The following is a 14593-nucleotide window of genomic DNA, read 5'->3' on the forward strand; positions in this document are numbered from 1 at the left end:
ACAGCCCGGGTCAGTGCTCGCTGTCGAGGTGGGCCATCTGGGCCTCCGGGTACCGCTCGCCGGCCGCCGCACCGGCCGGCACGGCCTCCTCGATCGCGGCCAGGTCGGCCGGGCTCAGCGAGACCGCCAGGGCGCCCAGGGCCTCGGCCAGCCGGTCCCGGCGGCGGGCGCCGATCAGCGGCACGATGTCCTCCCCGCGGGAGAGCACCCAGGCGATCGCGGTCTGCGCGACCGTGATGCCCTTGTCCTCGGCGACCTTGCGCAGGGCCTCGACCAGGCCGAGGTTGTGGTCCAGGTTGGCGCCCTGGAACCGCGGGCTCATCCCGCGGAAGTCGCCGGGGTTGAGCTGCCGGTCGCGGCTGAAGTGGCCGCTGATCAGCCCGCGCGACAGCACGCCGTACGCCGTCACGCCGATGCCCAGCTCGCGGGCGGCCGGCAGGATCTCCTGCTCGATGCCGCGCGAGATCAGCGAGTACTCGATCTGGAGGTCGGCGATCGGCGCGACGGCCGCGGCCCGGCGGAGGGAGTCCGCGCCGACCTCGGAGAGGCCGATGTGCCGGACGTGCCCGGCCTCGACGGCCTCGGCGATCGCACCGACCGTCTCCTCGATCGGGACGGCCGGGTCGACCCGGGCGATCCGGTAGATGTCGATGTGGTCCCGGCCCAGCCGCTGGAGCGAGTACGCCAGGAAGTTCCGCACGGCCTCGGGCCGGCCGTCGTATCCGGTGAAGCCGCCCTCGACGGTGCGCAGCGCACCGAACTTGACGCTGATGAGAGCTTGCTCGCGGGCCGCGGCGGGGGCGGTGCGCAGGGCTTCGCCGATCAGCAGTTCGTTGTGCCCCATGCCGTAGAAGTCGCCGGTGTCGAGGAGGGTGACCCCGGCGTCCAGGGCCGCATGGATCGTCGCGACCGACTCGGCCCGGTCGGCCTCGCCGTACAGCGCGGACATGCCCATGCACCCCAGGCCCAGCGGGAAGACGGCCGGGCCGGAGGTGCCAAGGGTGCGGTGCGGGGTGCTCAGGTTCGTGGTCATGCAACGAGAATGGCATGACGGGTGACAGATTTCAATATCTGTCACCCGTAAGGTGCAGTGGGTGCGGGGGTGCCGGGGGCGTCACGCGGAGAGGGCCCGCAGGGTCAGGGAGGCCGCGGCGAGCAGGCCGAGCACCAGCGCGGGGGCGAGCTCCTTGTCCCCGGCCCGCAGATGCGCGGTCACCGCGCCGGCGAAGAACAGGACCACGCCGACGGCGGCGGCCATGCCGAGTGGCGCCAGCCAGATCCCGGCCAGCAGGCCGATCGCCCCGGCCGCCTTGACGGCGGCCAGTCGCGGCAGCCATGCGTCCGGGACCCGCAGGTTCTGCATGTTGGTGACGATCTGCGGATGCCGCCTGGCGGTCATGGTCGCGGAGCCGGTGAGGGCGAGAGCGAGCAGCGTGGTCACGACGACGAACGCGATGAACATGAGGAGCTCCAATGGTCGTAGGCGTTGAACCATTGAATACCATCAATGATTGAGGGAAGGCAATTATTTCCCGGCTGGTACGGTGCCGGTATGACGCAGGCTCAGGACACCCCGGACCCCATGCAGCGACTGGGTCTGCAGCTGGCCTGGCACGGTTCGCTCACCGAGGCACGGATCCGCCGGGCGCTCGGCGCCGCCGGGCTCACGCCCCGGCACGCCATGACGCTGATGCACCTCGACGGCGGCCCGGTCGGTCAGCGGGTCCTCGCCGGGCGGCTGGAAGTGGACCCGAGCGTGCTCGTCGGGATCCTGAACGACCTGGAAGGCGAGGGACTGGTCGAGCGCCGCCGCGACCCCGCCGACCGGCGCCGCCACATCGTCGCGATCACCGACTCCGGCTCGGCCGCCCTGAACCGGACGAATGCCGCGCTCGACGAGGTCGAACGCGGCATCTTCGCGGGCCTGAACGAACAGGAGCGCGAGGTGCTCCGCGGGCTGCTGGGCCGGATCAACTCCGCCGGCGAAGACTTCGAGTGCCGGGAGTAGTCACGCCGGCCGGCGTCCCGCGGCCGGTTCGGGGCTGTCCTTCGGCTCCAGCTCGGCCGCCGTCCGGGCGGCCGTCTCCCGGGCCCAGCGACCGCTGGTCAGCAGGCCGAGACCGAGGACCGCGGCACCGCAGAGCGTGATGATCCACCAGCCGGGCCGGGCCGCCGTGCTGAAGTCGCCGCCCCGGGCCAGCCCCGCCGCCAGCACCGCGCCGATCACCGCGACACCCAGCGCGCCGCCGGTCTGCCGGCTGGTGGAGGCGATCGCCGCCGCCACCCCCGCCTGGGACCGCGGCATCCCGGAGAGCGCCGTGTTGGTGACCGGCGAATTGACCATGCCGAATCCCACCCCGAACAGCACATAACCGGTGAGCAGCAGGGGAGTGGACGTCTCGGCGGACAGGACGGCGAACATCAGACCGCTGCCGCCCATCGCCACCCCGGCCACCACCAGCGGCAGCCGCGGCCCCCGGGTCGCGACCAGCCGGCCCGAGAGCGGTGCGAAGAACAGGGTCGGCGCCGCCAGCGGGACCATGAACAGCCCGGCGTGCAGGGCGTCCAGGCCGCGGACCTCCTGCAGGTAGAGGGTGTTCAGGAAGAGGAACCCGGTCAGTGCGGCGAAGGTGCAGATGGCGATCACGTTCGCACCGCTGAACGGGGCGCTCCGGAAGAACCGGAGGTCGATCAGCGGATCCTCCCGCCGCGGCTCGTACACCAGCAGCCCGGCCAGGGCGGCCACGGCGGTCAGGGCGCACCCCACGATCAGCGGCGAGGTCGGGCCGGCCGCCGGCGCCTCGATGATCCCGTACGTCAGCGAACCCAGCAGGGCCATGATCAGCAACTGGCCCACCGGGTCCGGCCGGCGTGGCCGCTCCGCCCGCGACTCGGGCACGTACCGGAGGGTCAGGACCAAGGCGGCCAGACCGATCGGCAGGTTCACCCAGAAGATGGACCGCCAGCCGATGGAGTCCACCAGCAGTCCGCCGATCAGCGGGCCCGCGGCCATCGAGATGCCCGCGACCGCACCCCAGACACCGATCGCCCGGGCCCGCTGCGCCGGCTCGGTGAAGGTGTTGGTGATGATCGACATGGCGACCGGGTTGAGCATGGCCGCGCCCACCGCCTGGACCACCCGGAAGGCGATGAGCCAGCCGAGGGTGGGGGCCAGCGAGCAGAGCAGCGAACCTGCCGTGAAGGTCACAAGGCCGGCCAGGAAGACCTTGCGGCGGCCGATCCGGTCGGCCGTGGAGCCGGCCAGCATCAGCAGCGAGGCCATGCCCAGCGTGTAGGCGTCGATGGTCCACTGCAGGCCCGCCACGGACGCGTCGAACTCCCGCCGCATCTCGGGCAGGGCCACGTTCAGGACGGTGTTGTCGAGGCTGACGATGAGCAGGCTCATGCAGCAGATCGCCAGGACGAGCATGCGATGCCGGTGACTCAGCTCGTGCATGCCGCCGACAGTACGGCCAACCGGCAACTCCGGCATGCGCGACAATGGGGGGATGACCACGCTCCCTGCCGCCCTCGCGATCGGCCCGCACACCGTGCAGCCGCCGGTGGTGCTCGCCCCCATGGCGGGCATCACCAATGCCCCGTTCCGCACGCTCTGCCGCGAGTTCAGCGGCAACAAGGGGCTGTTCGTGAGCGAGATGATCACGACGCGTGCGCTGGTCGAGCGCAACGAGAAGACCATGCAGCTGATCCACTTCGACGAGACGGAAAAGCCCCGCTCGATTCAGCTGTACGGGGTGGACCCGGCCACCGTCGGCAAGGCGGTCCGGATGATCGTCGAGGAGGACCTCGCCGACCACATCGACCTGAACTTCGGCTGCCCGGTCCCCAAGGTCACCCGCAAGGGCGGCGGCTCGGCCCTCCCGTACAAGCGGAACCTGCTGCGGGCCATCCTCAAGGAGGCGGTCAGCGGCGCCGGGGACCTGCCGGTCACCATGAAGATGCGCAAGGGCATCGACGACGACCACCTGACCTACCTGGACGCCGGCCGGATCGCCGTCGAGGAGGGGGTCACCGCCATCGCCCTGCACGGCCGCACCACCGCCCAGCACTACGGCGGCACCGCCGACTGGGAGGCCATCGCCCGGCTGAAGGAGCACGTCCCGGAGATACCGGTGCTCGGCAACGGCGACATCTGGTGTGCCGAGGACGCGCTGCGGATGGTCCGGGAGACCGGCTGTGACGGCGTGGTGGTCGGGCGCGGCTGCCTGGGCCGGCCCTGGCTGTTCAACGACCTGGTGGCCGCGTTCGAAGGGCGTACGGAGGACTACCTGGCTCCGGGGCTGCGCGAGGTCGCGGCGGTCATGGTGCGGCACGCGACACTGCTGGGGGAGTGGATCGGCGACGAGGCGCGCGGGGTGATCGACTTCCGTAAGCACGTGGCCTGGTACCTCAAGGGGTTCTCGGTCGGGTCCGAGATGCGCAAGAAGCTCGCCGTCACCTCCTCCCTGGCCGAATTGGATGCTCATCTGAGCGAGCTTGATCTGGACCAGCCCTGGCCGGACGGGGCCGACGGTCCGCGTGGCCGGACGTCCGGAAACAACCGGGTTGTCCTGCCGGATGGCTGGCTGAAGGATCCGTACGACTGCGCGGGCGTGAGTGAAGACGCCGAGCTGGATACGTCCGGCGGCTGAGAATCCGGTCCGTGGGCGGCGTGAGATACGCCACGCATGGGTGGCCTTGCGCTCAGATGAGCGCGTAGATCACGGCTATGACTTTCAAAGGGTGGCACTGGGTGCCACCCTTTGTTCGTTCAAGAGTTGAACGCAAATGTATCGATGATCGCTCATCCGAGCGTGGGTAGGCCTCAGCTGACACTTTCCCCTTCGGGATGTGAATGCTCTTCGTAGGTTTTAGCTACCCATTGGTTACTTTCGATCTGCTGGCGCACGGGTGGTTACAGCCGCATGACGACCAAGTGGACGTACCCAGAAGCCTTCGATCTGGGTATGTTCCTCGCCGTCAGGGCAGCCACCCGAGTCCTCGAGGAGTCGAGACCCGTGTCGGAAAACAAAGATCAGAAGTTCGTCTACGACTTCACCGAGGGCAACCGGGACCTCAAGGACCTTCTCGGCGGCAAGGGGGCCAACCTCGCCGAGATGACCAACCTGGGTCTTCCCGTCCCGCCCGGCTTCACCATCACCACCGAGGCCTGCAAGGTCTACCTGGAGAGCGGCGAGGCCCCGGCCGCGCTGCGCGACGAGGTCACCGCGCACCTGGACGCCCTCGAGCAGAAGATGGGCAAGAAGCTCGGCCAGTCCGACGACCCGCTGCTGGTCTCCGTCCGCTCCGGCGCCAAGTTCTCCATGCCCGGCATGATGGACACGGTCCTCAACATCGGCCTCTCGGACACGTCCGTGAAGGGCCTGGCGAAGCAGGCCGGCAACGAGCGCTTCGCCTGGGACTCCTACCGCCGCCTCATCCAGATGTTCGGCAAGACCGTTCTCGGCGTCGACGGCGAGCTCTTCGAGGAGGCCCTCGAGGAGGCCAAGGCCGCCAAGAAGATCACCGTCGACACCGACCTCGACGCCGCCGACCTGAAGAAGCTGGTCACGCGCTTCAAGAAGATCGTGGCCAAGGAGGCCGGCCGGGAGTTCCCGCAGGACGCCCGCGAGCAGCTCGACCTCGCCGTCCACGCCGTCTTCGACTCCTGGAACGGCGACCGCGCCAAGCTCTACCGCCGCCAGGAGCGCATCCCCGGCGACCTGGGCACCGCCGTCAACATCTGCTCCATGGTCTTCGGCAACCTCGGCCCGGACTCCGGCACCGGCGTCGCCTTCACCCGCGACCCCGCCAGCGGCCACCAGGGCGTCTACGGCGACTACCTGCAGAACGCCCAGGGCGAGGACGTGGTCGCGGGCATCCGCAACACCGTGCCGCTCGCCGACCTGGAGCAGCTGGACAAGAAGTCCTACGACCAGCTGATGCAGATCATGGAGACGCTGGAGACCCACTACAAGGACCTCTGCGACATCGAGTTCACGATCGAGCGCGGCCAGCTGTGGATGCTCCAGACCCGGGTGGGCAAGCGCACCGCCGGCGCCGCCTTCCGGATCGCCACCCAGCTCGTCGACCAGGGCCTGATCGACGAGGCCGAGGCCCTCCAGCGGGTCACCGGCGCCCAGCTCGCCCAGCTGATGTTCCCGCGCTTCGACGAGGACGCCAAAACCCGGATGCTCGGCCGCGGCATCGCCGCCTCCCCGGGCGCGGCCGTCGGCAAGGCCGTCTTCGACTCCTACACGGCCGTGAAGTGGTCCCGGTCCGGGGAGAAGGTCATCCTGATCCGCCGCGAGACCAACCCGGACGACCTGGACGGCATGATCGCCTCCGAGGGCATCCTGACCTCGCGCGGCGGCAAGACCTCGCACGCCGCCGTGGTCGCCCGCGGCATGGGCAAGACCTGTGTCTGCGGCGCCGAGGAGCTCGACGTCGACACCAAGCGCCGCCGGATGACCACCTCCGACGGCACGGTGATCGAGGAGGGCGACGTCGTCTCCATCGACGGCTCCACCGGCAAGGTCTACCTCGGCGAGGTACCCGTCGTACCGTCCCCGGTCGTCGAGTACTTCGAGGGCCGGATGCACGCGGGCGCCGACGACGCCGACGAGCTGGTCGCCGCCGTGCACCGGATCATGGCGTACGCGGACCGGGTCCGCCGGCTGCGGGTGCGCGCCAACGCCGACAACGCCGAGGACGCCCTGCGGGCCCGCCGCTTCGGCGCCCAGGGCATCGGCCTGTGCCGCACCGAGCACATGTTCCTCGGCGAGCGCCGCGAGATGGTCGAGCGGCTCATCCTCGCGGACACCGAAAGTGAGCGCGAGGAGGCACTGAGTGCCCTCCTGCCGCTCCAGAAGAAGGACTTCGTCGAGCTGTTCGAGGCGATGGACGGCCTGCCCGTCACCGTCCGCCTGCTGGACCCGCCGCTGCACGAGTTCCTGCCCGACATCACCGAGCTGTCGGTCCGGGTCGCCCTCGCCGAGTCCCGCAAGGACCACAACGAGAACGACCTGCGCCTGCTCCAGGCCGTGCACAAGCTGCACGAGCAGAACCCGATGCTGGGTCTGCGCGGTGTCCGCCTCGGCCTGGTCATCCCCGGCCTGTTCGCCATGCAGGTCCGGGCGATCGCCGAGGCCGCGGCCGAGCGCAAGAACGCCAAGGGCGACCCGCGTGCGGAGATCATGATCCCGCTGGTCGGCACCGTCCAGGAGCTGGAGATCGTCCGCGAGGAGGCCGACCAGGTCATCGCCGAGGTGGAGGCCGCCACCGGCACCAACCTCAAGCTGACCATCGGCACCATGATCGAGCTGCCGCGCGCCGCGCTGACCGCCGCTCAGATCGCCGAGGCCGCCCAGTTCTTCTCCTTCGGCACCAACGACCTGACCCAGACGGTGTGGGGCTTCTCCCGCGACGACGTCGAGGCCAGCTTCTTCACCGCCTACCTGGAGAAGGGCATCTTCGGGGTCTCCCCGTTCGAGACCATCGACAAGGACGGCGTCGGTTCGCTGGTGCGCCACGCGGTGAAGCAGGGCCGGGCCACCCGCCCCGACCTCAAGCTCGGCGTCTGCGGCGAGCACGGCGGTGACCCGGAGTCCGTCCACTTCTTCCACGAGGTGGGCCTGGACTACGTCTCCTGCTCCCCGTTCCGCATCCCGGTGGCCCGCCTCGAGGCCGGCCGTGCCGCCGCTGAGTCGAAGGGCTCGGACAGCCGCTGACGCGGCCCGGCCGCTGCTCCGGCAGCGGCCACCAGACGGCGCCCGCCCCCGGGGACCCTGACCCCTGGGGGCGGGCGCGACCCATTTTTTGTTGTTCAACAACTTTTATGCAGCAGGCGGCGGACGGATCCCCACCCGTCCACCGCCTGCTGTCAATCTGCCGGGCACGTCGGCGCTTCCCGGTGCGACCGACCGCCAGGCCCCGCAAAGCCCCCCACGGCCTTCGCGGAGCGTTTCGGTCGCGCCGGAGTGTGCCCGGCGGAGTACAGGATTTCGGTTGTCACGCCTCTGCCGAAAGGGGTTTCAACTGTGGCCGAAAGGGCGTGGTGACGTCGTGTGACGGCATGCATACTCATGGGGCGGGGGGATTGCGGTTGCACAGGTGGGGGTTCGGTGCTGCGTATCCATTTCACTGGAGTGGACCTGGCACGCGTACGGATGGCAGGGCGTCCCGATGCGTTGTGGGAGACGATTCTCAGTTTTCACCGTTTAAGAGACCGGCGTGACGCCCGGCTGTTCGGTGAATGGCGTACAGAAACACGGAGCCGGTTGAATAGTGAAACACGGCTCCTCGGTGCGCTCATACCGAGTCGCGGCTATTTCCCGGATTTCCTGACCCCGGTCGAGGGGCAGTACGGATGGGACGTCGGCCTCGACGCGCTGCGCGGCATCCGGGCGGAACGGCTGCGACGCGAGCTGACCCTGGTCGGCGGCGGCGCGGGAGCACCGCTCCCGCCGCGGCTGCGGGAGTTCGCCGACGACGGCAGCCGGCACCTGCCCAGGCTGCTGGGGGAGCTGCGGGGCTACCACCGGGCGGCCGTGGAGCCGTACTGGACGCACATCCAGGCCCAGATCGAGGCGGAACGGGCCGCACGCGGGCGGGCGCTGCTGGACGGCGGGGCGGACGAGCTGCTGGCCTCGCTGCCGCCGATGCTGAGGTGGCGGGCGCCGGTGCTGGAGTGCGACTACCCGGTGGACCGGGACGTACGGCTGCGCGGGCGCGGACTGCTGCTCCAGCCGTCGTTCTTCTGCCGGCGGACCGCCGTCACCCTGCACGATCCGGAGCTGCCGCCGGTGCTGGTCTATCCGGCGGCGGCCGATCTGGCGTCCGCGCCGGCGGGCGTGGACGCGGTGGGCCGGCCGGCCGTTGCGGACGAGCGGCGCGTCCGCACGCTGGGGAAGCTGGTCGGGCACACCCGGTCGGTGGTGCTGCGGGCCATCGGGGACGGCGCGACCACCAGTGAACTGGCGCGGCGGGCCGGGGTGTCGCTGGCCTCGGCGAGCCAGCACGCGTGTGTGATGCGGGAGGCGGGGCTGGTCACCACGTTGCGGCGGGGCAATGCCGTGCTGCACACGGTGACCCCGCTGGGTGCGGCCCTGCTCAAGGGCAGCGCGGTGGCGTCCTGACGAACGGGAGCGACCCCGGCCGGGCGGTGAGCCGGGCCGGGGTCGGTTGCCGAACGCTGCGCTGCCGAACGCTGCACGGCCGGCCGCTGAGGGCCGGTCCGGTCAGACCCGGAAGGGGCCGGTGACCTCGTAGGTGATGCCGCCCGAGGAGCTGCCGCTGGTGCCGCGCTGGCTGGAGAAGTACAGCCGGTTGCCGGCCGGGGTGAAGGCCGGGCCGGTGATCTCCGAGGAGGACTGGCCGGTGATCCGCAGGAACGGGGCGACCACGTCGTCCGGGGTGATCACGCAGATCTCCATGTTGCCGCCGTCCTCGGCGATGTACAGGTCGCCGTAGCTGGAGCCGGTGACGTTGTCGACACCGGTCAGCGGGGCGCCGCCGCCGGAGACCAGGGAGTCGTCGTAGGCGAGTTCGTAGGTGCTGTTCGACAGGTTGAGCTGCCAGACCCGGTTGTCGCCCTTGGTGGTGAACCACACCGTGTCGTTGGCGTAGTGGCAGCCCTCGCCGCCGTTGAACTTCTTCGACCCCGACACCTGGCTGCGGGTGGCGGTCGGGGAGCCGTCCGGGTCCGGGACGTTGGCCCAGGTGAAGGAGCCCGAGGTGGCGCTGCCGGCCTTGAGGACCTGGAGGGTGCCGGAGGACAGGTTGCCCCAGGTGGTGGGGATGAAGCGGTAGAAGCAGCCGCTGGACTCGTCCTCGGTGAGGTAGATGACCTTGCGGACCGGGTCGGCGGCGGCGGCCTCGTGCTTGAAGCGGCCCATGGCCGGGCGCTGCACGGCCGAGTTGATGCCGTACGGGTCGGTTTCGTACACGAAGCCGCGGTCGACCTCCTCGCAGGACAGCCAGGTGTTCCACGGGGTCTTGCCGCCGGCGCAGTTGGTGCGGGTGTTGCTCAGGATGCGGTAGGCCCCGGTGATGGTGCCGGAGGAGTTGAACCTGACGGCGCTCGCGCCGCCACCCGGGTTGATCTCCGAGTTCGAGACGTAGATCCAGCCCGTGCCGTCGGTGTAACAGGCGCCGCCGTCGGGGGCGTTGTGCCAGGTGTACGAGGTACCGCTGACCGTCTGCCCGGAGCGGGCGACGATCCGGCTGGTGAAGCCGGCGGGGAGCATGATGCCGTTGGCGTCGGCCGCGCCGAGCGCACCGTAGGGGCCCGGGCCGGGCTGGGCGGGGGCCGCGTAGGCCGCGCCGCGCATCAGGGTGCCGCCGAAGGCAGCGGCCGATGTGCCGATCACGGCACCGCGCAGGAAGGTACGACGTTCCACGGTCACTCCTGTGGGAGGAAGGCCCCGCCAGCCGGTCGGCGTCGCGGGGTCGCACGCGTCGAGGAACCTAGGAGTCCAGAGTTGATTGGACGTCAATTCCTCATTACGCCCGAGCGACCGGCCGGGGTTCAATCCTCCGTTCGCCACTCCGGGAGGGTTTTCCGGGCCACCGGGGCAGCCGGTGCGCGCGCCTGCCGGAGCGATGTGCAGACGACCGCGGACTTTCCGCCCCGGGAGCGGCCGGAGTGCGGGAGGATGGCGGAAGGATGAACCAGCACCGTGCCGCTCCCCGCCGGCGGGCCGACATCGCCGGGCGCGAGGACCTCGCCCTCCTGCTGCGCCGCTTCTACACGGCCGCCTTCGCCGACCCCCGGATCGGGCCGTTCTTCACCCAGATCGCGGGCACCGACCTGGACGTCCACCTGCCCCGGATCACCGATTTCTGGGAGCACGCGCTGTTCCGGACGGCCGACTACCGGGGCAGTGCGCTCGCCCCGCACGCCGCCCTGCACTCCGTCCGCCCGATGGCCGCCGAGGACTTCGGGCGCTGGGTGCAGCTGTGGCGGGCCACTGTCGACGGGCTGCACGAGGGCCCCTTCGCGGAGCGCGCCAAGGCGCAGGGGGAGCGGGTCGCGCTGACCCTGCACCGGCGGCTGGCCAGGGCGGAGGCGCCTCTGACCGGCCGCCCCGGACCGGGGTTCGTGCCGCTCGCCGCCCTTGAACTCCGCTCCGCCTCGGTGCTCTGACCTGCGGTTTCGAGGAATCGCGGAGAATCTCGGCGAATCCCGGGAAATATTCTCGCGGGGAGCGATGAGTTTTCCCGGGCGCCCCGGTCTACCTCTCGACAGCACACCGCGGCACACCGCAGCACGCCACCGCAGAGAAGAGAGACCGAGATGTCCCAGCCCCAGATGATCTTCGTCAACCTGCCGGTCAAGGACCTGGACGCCGCCAAGGCCTTCTGGGAGAAGCTCGGCTACTCCTTCAACCCGCAGTTCTCCGACGAGACGGCCGCCTGCCTGGTCATCAGCGACACGATCTTCGCGATGCTGCTGACCGAGGCGAAGTTCAAGGAGTTCGCCACCAAGCCGGTCGCCGACGCCTCCCGGACCACCGAGGTGATGGTGGCCCTCAGCGCCGGCACCCGGGCGAAGGTCGACGAGGTCCTCGACGCCGCCCTGGCGGCGGGCGGCACCGAGCCCCGCCCCCCGATGGACCTCGGCTTCATGTACGGCCGCGCCTTCGAGGACCTGGACCACCACGTCTGGGAGTTCGTGTGGATGGACCCGGCCGCCATCGAGGGCTGAGCCCCGCGGACCTCGCGGATCAGCGGATCAGGAGACGCCGGAGGTGACGGCGGTCCGGACCGGATACGTCGGGACCGCCACCTCCTCGTCGTCCAGGCAGTGCCCCGACTCCAGGTCGAAACGCTGCTTGAGCAGGGGGGACGCCACGAACGGGCGCCCCGCCGCCGTCCCCAGCAGCCCGCGCGAGAGCACCTGTGCGCCGGTGAAGGGGTCCCGGTTGGCGATCGCGTACGCGCGGCCGGCCCGGTCCACGAAGACCGCGGCCTGGCTGCCGTCGGGCAGCAGCACCGCCACCCCCCGGCCGGGGATCAGCTCGGAGAGCTCGCAGACGGTCAGCCAGCCCTCGTCCACACACAGTTCGACGGTCATCGGGTCGCTCCCAGGGTCAGTACGGTCAGGTCGGGCTTGACCTGGTCCCGCTCCGGCACGAACTTCACGGTCGGGTCGGGGGCGCCCGGCGCATTGACGAAGGACACGAACCGGCGCAGTCGGTCCGGGTCGTCCAGGGTCTCGGCCCATTCGTCGCGGTAGTGCGCGACGTGCTCCGCCATCAGAGCCTCCAGTTCCGCGCACAGTCCCAGCGAATCGCGCACGACCACGTCCCGCAGGTGGTCCAGCCCGCCCTCCAGCCGCTCCAGCCAGGTGGAGGTCCGCTCCAGCCGGTCCGCGGTGCGGATGTAGAACATCAGGAACCGGTCGATCAGCCGGACCAGCTCGGCATCGGACAGGTCCTGGGCGAGCAGGTCCGCGTGGCGCGGAGTGGCCCCGCCGTTCCCTCCGACATACAGATTCCAGCCATTCGCGGTGGCGATCACCCCGAAGTCCTTGCTCTGCGCCTCCGCGCACTCGCGGGCGCAGCCGGACACCGCCGACTTCAGCTTGTGCGGGGCGCGCAGGCCCCGGTAGCGCAGCTCCAGGTCGATGGCCATCCGTACGCTGTCCTGCACCCCGTACCGGCACCAGGTCTGCCCCACGCAGGACTTGACCGTCCGCAGGGCCTTTCCGTACGCGTGCCCGGATTCGAAGCCGGCCTCCACCAGCCGGGCCCAGATCTGCGGGAGCTGGTCGACGCGGGCGCCGAAGAGGTCGATCCGCTGACCGCCGGTGATCTTCGTGTAGAGGCCGAAGTCCCGGGCCACCTCGCCGATCACGATCAGCTTCTCCGGGGTGATCTCACCGCCGGGGATCCGCGGGACCACCGAATAGGAGCCGTTGCGCTGGAGGTTCGCCAGGAAGTGGTCGTTGGTGTCCTGCAGCGCCGCCTGCTCGCCGGCCAGGACATAGCCGCTGGCTCCGATGACCGGGGCCAGCGAGGCGATGATCGAGCCCACGGTCGGCTTGCAGACCTCGCAGCCGTCCCCGCCCCGGGCGCCCTCCCGGCCGTGGCTGTCGAGCAGTGCCTGGTACGAGTTCAGCCGCAGGGTACGGACGATCTCGTAGAGCTCGGCGCGGGTGTAGCCGAAGCAGTCGCAGAGCCCTTTGTCGGTGCTCGCCGGCAGCAGTTGGCCGATCACCTTGATGCAGCTGCCGCAGCCGGTGCCCGCCTTGGTGCACTTCTTGACTTCGGCGAGGGTGTCGCAGGCCGCGATCGCCTTCTTGGTGACGTTGTGGCAGGAGCAGATCACCGCGTCGTCGGGCAACGCCGACGGGCCGAACGCGGCCGGGGCGCCCACCCCGGCGGGCAGCACCAGCTGCTCGGGGGAGACCGGCGGCACACTGCCGGTCAGCGGGCGCAGCAGGCCGTAGGCATCGGCCTCGCCGACCAGCACACCGCCGAGCAGCACCCCGTCGGGGGCGACCACCAGCTTCTTGTACACCCCGGACCGGGAGTCGGAGTAGACCACGTCCAGGCTGTCGGGGGTGGCTCCGTGCGCGTCGCCGAAGGAGGCCACGTCCACCCCGAGCAGCTTCAGCTTGGTGGACAGGTCGGCGCCGGTGAACTCCTTGTCCCGGCCGCCCAGCAGGTCCTCGGCGGCCGTCTCGGCCATCTCGTAGCCGGGGGCGACCAGGCCGTAGACCCGGCCGTCGGAGGCGAGGGCGCACTCGCCGATGGCGTAGACGTGCGGGTCGGAGGTCCGGCAGCGGGAGTCCACGGTGATGCCGCCGCGCTCGCCGACCGCCAGCCCGCAGTCCCGGGCCAGCTGGTCGCGGGGCCGGACCCCGGCGGAGAACACCACGAGCTCGGTCTCGACGGTCGAGCCGTCGGAGAGCAGCATGCCGCCGACCGCGCCGTCGGGTCCGGTGGCCACCTCCTGGGTGCCGACCCCGGTGTGCACGGTCAGCCCCATGGACTCGATGGTCCGCAGCAGGGCCGCGCCACCGCCCTCGTCCACCTGCGCGGGCATCAGCCGGGGGGCGAACTCCACGATCCGGGTGTCCAGGCCCAGCCCCTGGAGGGCGCCGGCCGCCTCCAGCCCGAGCAGGCCGCCGCCGACGACCGCGCCGCGGGTGCGTCCCTTGGCGTACTCCTCGATGGCGAGCAGGTCCTCGATGGTCCGGTAGACGAAGCAGCCGGGGGCGTCCTTGCCGGGGACCGGCGGTACGAAGGGGTACGAGCCGGTGGCCAGCACCAGCACGTCGTACCCGAAGGTCCGGCCGGAGCGGGCGGTGACGGTGCGGGCGGCCCGGTCGACCGCGACGGCGGGGTCGTCCAGGTGCAGCTCGATGCCGTGTTCGGCCATGAACCCGGCCGGGGTGAGCGAGAGGTCCTCGGGGGTGCTGCCGGAGAAGTACGAGGTGAGGTGGACGCGGTCGTAGGCCGGCCGGGGCTCCTCGCACAGCACGGTGACCCGGTGCGTGGCGGTCACACCGCGCTCGGCGAGCGCTTCGAGGTAGCGCTGGCCGACCATGCCGTGCCCGATGAGCAGGATCGTGGGCTTGGTCATT

12 protein-coding genes are annotated in these 14593 nt (G+C 70.7%); 6 read left to right on the forward strand and 6 right to left on the reverse strand.

Translation table 11 applies throughout. From position 1 onward, the window contains the following. Positions 1–10 precede the first annotated feature (10 nt). Complete coding sequence (locus tag DEJ50_RS22920) at positions 11–1033, reverse strand: aldo/keto reductase (protein WP_150209902.1); 1023 nt, start codon at positions 1031–1033, stop codon at positions 11–13. 81 nt (positions 1034–1114) lie between these two features. Further along, a complete protein-coding gene (locus DEJ50_RS22925; protein WP_150209904.1) occupies positions 1115–1462 on the reverse strand; it encodes a DoxX family protein in 348 nt (115 codons plus the stop codon). A gap of 90 nt (positions 1463–1552) precedes the next feature. Between DEJ50_RS22925 and DEJ50_RS22930 the strand changes: the two genes are divergently transcribed. Further along, positions 1553–2008 carry a MarR family winged helix-turn-helix transcriptional regulator gene (locus tag DEJ50_RS22930; RefSeq protein WP_150209906.1) on the forward strand — a complete coding sequence of 152 codons (456 nt, stop codon included), beginning with the start codon at positions 1553–1555 and terminating at the stop codon, positions 2006–2008. Here DEJ50_RS22930 and DEJ50_RS22935 read toward each other — a convergent pair whose 3' ends face one another. Further along, positions 2009–3457, reverse strand: coding sequence for an MFS transporter (locus tag DEJ50_RS22935; protein WP_150209907.1), 1449 nt, complete (start codon positions 3455–3457; stop codon positions 2009–2011). A 34-nt stretch (positions 3458–3491) separates the two neighbouring features. On the opposite strand from DEJ50_RS22935, the gene dusB reads away from it, so the two are divergent. The 3 genes from dusB to DEJ50_RS22950 all read left to right on the forward strand — a co-directional run bounded on the left by dusB (position 3492) and on the right by DEJ50_RS22950 (position 9137). Then, positions 3492–4652, forward strand: a complete 1161-nt coding sequence (gene dusB, locus DEJ50_RS22940; protein ID WP_150209910.1) for a tRNA dihydrouridine synthase DusB — start codon at positions 3492–3494, stop codon at positions 4650–4652. 366 nt (positions 4653–5018) lie between these two features. Beyond that, complete coding sequence (gene ppdK, locus DEJ50_RS22945; protein ID WP_150209912.1) at positions 5019–7730, forward strand: pyruvate, phosphate dikinase; 2712 nt, start codon at positions 5019–5021, stop codon at positions 7728–7730. Positions 7731–8123: 393 nt separating this feature from the next. Then, positions 8124–9137 (forward strand): ArsR/SmtB family transcription factor, encoded by a 1014-nt coding sequence (locus tag DEJ50_RS22950; RefSeq protein ID WP_190344640.1) that lies wholly within the window; start codon positions 8124–8126, stop codon positions 9135–9137. A gap of 102 nt (positions 9138–9239) precedes the next feature. Here the strand turns inward: DEJ50_RS22950 and DEJ50_RS22955 are convergent, their stop codons facing one another. Then, positions 9240–10400: an alkaline phosphatase PhoX gene (locus DEJ50_RS22955; protein WP_150209913.1), complete on the reverse strand. Its 1161-nt coding sequence runs from the start codon at positions 10398–10400 to the stop codon at positions 9240–9242. Positions 10401–10666: 266 nt separating this feature from the next. Between DEJ50_RS22955 and DEJ50_RS22960 the strand changes: the two genes are divergently transcribed. Together DEJ50_RS22960 and DEJ50_RS22965 are read left to right on the forward strand one after the other, a co-directional pair. After that, complete coding sequence (locus DEJ50_RS22960) at positions 10667–11146, forward strand: group III truncated hemoglobin (RefSeq protein WP_150209915.1); 480 nt, start codon at positions 10667–10669, stop codon at positions 11144–11146. Positions 11147–11296: 150 nt separating this feature from the next. Then, complete coding sequence (locus DEJ50_RS22965) at positions 11297–11707, forward strand: VOC family protein (protein WP_150209916.1); 411 nt, start codon at positions 11297–11299, stop codon at positions 11705–11707. A 27-nt stretch (positions 11708–11734) separates the two neighbouring features. Here the strand turns inward: DEJ50_RS22965 and nirD are convergent, their stop codons facing one another. Both nirD and nirB read right to left on the reverse strand, forming a co-directional pair. After that, entirely contained in the window at positions 11735–12076 is a 342-nt protein-coding gene (gene nirD, locus DEJ50_RS22970; protein WP_150209918.1) for a nitrite reductase small subunit NirD, read from the reverse strand. Continuing rightward, on the reverse strand, positions 12073–14592 hold the full coding sequence (gene nirB, locus DEJ50_RS22975) for a nitrite reductase large subunit NirB (RefSeq protein ID WP_150209920.1): 2520 nt from the start codon (positions 14590–14592) through the stop codon (positions 12073–12075). The genes nirD and nirB overlap by 4 nt, the downstream gene beginning before the upstream one ends. Position 14593: the final 1 nt, after the last annotated feature.

The sequence above is a fragment of the Streptomyces venezuelae genome (assembly GCF_008642295.1).
Taxonomy (GTDB): domain Bacteria; phylum Actinomycetota; class Actinomycetes; order Streptomycetales; family Streptomycetaceae; genus Streptomyces; species Streptomyces venezuelae_C.